This is a genomic window from Oleiphilus sp. HI0132, assembly GCF_001635845.1.
In genome coordinates, this window is record NZ_LWGJ01001477.1 from 1 (window position 1) to 2760 (window position 2760).

General features: G+C 44.1%; 3 protein-coding genes and 1 pseudogene. 3 read left to right on the top strand and 1 reads right to left on the bottom strand.

Annotation, left to right across the window (positions count from 1 at the left end):
- Nucleotides 1–1362, bottom strand: a 1362-nt coding sequence (locus tag A3766_RS22900) for a hypothetical protein (protein ID WP_068643017.1), incomplete at its 3' end; no start/stop codon positions are given.
- A gap of 131 nt (nt 1363–1493) precedes the next feature.
- Between A3766_RS22900 and A3766_RS22905 the strand changes: the two genes are divergently transcribed.
- The 3 genes and pseudogenes from A3766_RS22905 to A3766_RS29245 all read left to right on the top strand — a co-directional run.
- Nucleotides 1494–2243, top strand: a complete 750-nt coding sequence (locus A3766_RS22905; RefSeq protein ID WP_068513491.1) for a hypothetical protein — start codon at nt 1494–1496, stop codon at nt 2241–2243.
- A 148-nt stretch (nt 2244–2391) separates the two neighbouring features.
- A complete protein-coding gene (locus A3766_RS22910; RefSeq protein ID WP_068513493.1) occupies nt 2392–2595 on the top strand; it encodes a hypothetical protein in 204 nt (67 codons plus the stop codon).
- Nucleotides 2596–2604: 9 nt separating this feature from the next.
- Nucleotides 2605–2760, top strand: a pseudogene (locus tag A3766_RS29245) (MarR family transcriptional regulator); the annotation flags it as partial.

Below are 2760 nucleotides of genomic sequence, written 5' to 3' on the forward strand. Positions count from 1 at the left end.
AGCCATGCGGTAGACTTGGTTGTCGCCAACTTTCAGGTTGACCAGATTACGCAGTTCAACGCGCTGTTTGCTCTTGTCAAAGATAGTCTGATCGAGTTCTTTAATAATGGCATCATTTTCAGAAAGCTGTTTGAATTCCTTTTCTCGTATTTGCTCATTCTCGCCTTGCTGTTCTTGGAATTTCTTTTCGACACGTGCCAATTCCTTCATATGAGTTTGAATGACCGATTCGATATCTTTTTCGCGGGCTCCTAGACTCTTGCTGAGCTTCAGTGATAGCGCCTGAATTTTTTGGTTTAGCGTATCTTCTCGTGCCTGATAGCGATCTTTGACGGCCTCGATATCCTGGTTATAAGTGGCTCGGAGTGTCTTTTGTTTGTCTGAGTCACTGAGTTTATTCAGTGCAAGGCGTAGGTCTTCAACCTTCTTCTCTTGCGTTTCGACGAGAGCATTCTGTTCTTTCTTAACTGAGTTTTCAGAGAAGAAGCCTGCATCAGCGATTTTCTTCTCTCGCTTCACTCGAAGCTCTTTTAGATAGGCTTGTTCATTGGCAAGCTGTTGTTGAAGGCTTCGGCGTTGAGTGTCTAGCTCACTGCTGGCATTGAGCGTCATTTGTCGTGAAGCCTCAATCAGTGCATCCAGTTCCTTCTGACGGTCAGCGCGTAAAGCTTTGAGCTGCTCGCGTCTATCTTCAATTTGCGCAGATAGGCCTTTGATATATTCATTTTGAGTTGCAGCGCGTAAGCCCTGAATGCGGTCCTGAATTACTTCTGCTTGGCGAGAACGCTCTTCTGATATGATGGCATGACGCTGGCTGTATTCGGCTTCAATTTGCGAAGAGCTTAAGCTTGCCAGACGAGTGCGCCGTATTTCGAGTGGTTCAATTTCCTCTTCGACGGCTACCAGTTCTTTCTTGTGCTTGTCGATTGAAAAAATCAGGGCATGAAAATTTCTTTCAAAACCGTTGAGTGCTGACTCAAAGGTAATAAAAGCTAGAAAGACCAGGGAGGTACCGAAGATAAACTTCCATTTGCTATTACTGGTTTTATAGGTCGCCGCAACAAAAGGAATTTTGGTGATTTCGACAATCGCGACCATCAAAAAAGGCATCATGGCGATAAACACATTGGTGTAATCGCCAAAGCCCAAACCCTGAGGGCGATTATTTTCTATCTCGGTGAACGAACTGATGCCTTGCATAATGGAGATGGCAAAGCCGATAATCACGGCGCATATCTCAACCGCCCAGGCAAAGAATATTAGCTTTTTGCCAATGCTCTCGCGTTCCGGGTTTATCGTTAAAGAGGGTGCTTGAACCGGCTCAATTGAACTGGTAACGGTTTGAGCTTGGCCGTTTGTCATGCCTTTGGGTTTCCGTTATTGTTATTTTTTCGATTGTTTGTGTATGTTATCGAAGTTTTACGCTTAAGCTACTTCGTTCACACTATCTTCTAATAGTGAGTTAATTCGCTATCTAAATCAGTGACTCAGGTATGAAAAATAGTATTGTTCTCGCTAGTTTGCTTTTTCTGCTTCTTACTAGTGCCTGTACTACCCGGCAATTGGCGGAAGTATCTCCTCTTGAAGAAGATGTGTCAAAGCTTGAGAAGCTTAGTCCTGAAGAGAAGCAGAGCAAAGAGAATGAGACAGCGGAAAAGAAAGCCAAAAAAGAAAGTCAGGCCGCTACTAAGCAGATAGAGCCAGAATCACCTTTGCAAAAACAAGCTGAAAAGGCATCCCAAAAAAAGCTCGGGCAGCCTTCCGATAAAACACAGGCTAAGCAAAAAGAGAGGCAAACTTCGCAGAAGTCGGTGGAAGCTTTGGAGCAAGAGTATTCAACTGAGCTTTCAAGTATGCGCTCAAGGGATGAGTTGGAGAAGAGTAGCGATAAGGCTTCGAAGAATACATACTCTCCTATGAAAGATAGTGCAGCGGCTTCGGCTAAAGAAGATCAACAGGATGGCGTGGGAAAAAATGCGCTTGAACAACTAGGGCAAGCAGCTGGTGGAGAAAAAGCAGGCACGAAGTATTTAAAAGATAAAGATGATGAAGACCCTTCCTTGGAAATAAATGGAGTGCTTAGTGATAGCGATACTGAAGGTAATGCTTACCATATAGAGGGTGATGATGCCCCTGTAACGATTCTGGGAGAGGGGGGGGAAGTGATTATTTTACAAAAAGATCGTGAGCAAACATCCACTTTTCGGAAACGGAGAACCTGGAATATGCAGCGTCAGTTCTAAGTTAATACAGCTTGTTTGCGCTCTAAAGCGATGATTATCTAGGGCTTGATGCTGACTGCTTCACGTATCATGGGATGAAAGCTTGCTCTATACTTGCGTCATTTGTAGGATAGCCTCTAATTGCCGAAAGGAGGTCTGGGAGAGTTTGATGAAAAAGTTGAGTGCATGTGTCCTGATTGCCGTATCGCTGCTTATGGGTGGCTGTCAGAGCTTTCAAAAAGATAGGGACTTGGAACTGTATATTGTTGGTGCTGGCTTGAGCTATGCGATTGGTAAACATGTTTGTCGTCATAGTGAATTCGTTGAAACCTGTGGTGTAAGTGCCGCGGCTACCTTTATCGTTTGGTACTAAGCTTTATTTATGTCGGAAGACCTTCTTCGCCTGGATAAACAGGTTTGTTTTTCTTTATATAGTGCTTCCAATGCGATGGTTCGAGCCTATCGGCCATTCCTTAAATTACTGGACCTGACCTACCTTCAGTACATTGTCATGATGGTATTGTGGGAAAAAGACGAA

Coding starts and splice junctions, on each gene's coding strand:
- A3766_RS22910 (WP_068513493.1), top strand. CDS start 2,392: ATGAAAAAGTTGAGTGCATGTGTCCTGATTGCCGTATCGCTGCTTATG.
- A3766_RS22905 (WP_068513491.1), top strand. CDS start 1,494: ATGAAAAATAGTATTGTTCTCGCTAGTTTGCTTTTTCTGCTTCTTACT.